Source organism: Extibacter sp. GGCC_0201 (assembly GCF_017566055.1).
In the GTDB taxonomy this organism is placed as follows: Bacteria; Bacillota; Clostridia; order Lachnospirales; family Lachnospiraceae; genus Extibacter.
This window is the reverse complement of the sequence record NZ_JABFCH010000170.1, coordinates 1-223: the sequence shown is the minus strand read 5'-3', so window position 1 is coordinate 223 and position 223 is coordinate 1. Positions and strand designations below refer to the sequence as shown.

Sequence of the window (223 nt, the reverse complement as noted above, 5' to 3'; positions counted from 1 at the left end):
GGCGCAACTCTTTTAACTGTTATCTCTTTCATGCTTCTTACCTTCCTTTCTTTAATAACAAATCATGGAACCGATCCGACGGCCCGTCTTCATTGCAGTAAATTTTCAAATCATCAATGACATTCAGCCACTGTAAAAGCATAATTTCCAAATCCTTATTTTCATAATTCCACAGGAGACAGGCCACTTCCTGGGCGGTTCCGATGGGCTTATCAGGCGGCCA

The 223-nt window shown here is 42.6% G+C and carries 1 protein-coding gene; it reads right to left on the bottom strand.

Annotation, left to right across the window (positions count from 1 at the left end):
- Window positions 1–37 precede the first annotated feature (37 nt).
- A partial coding sequence (locus HJV72_RS19145; protein WP_208073466.1) for a hypothetical protein occupies window positions 38–223 on the bottom strand: 186 nt, incomplete at its 5' end.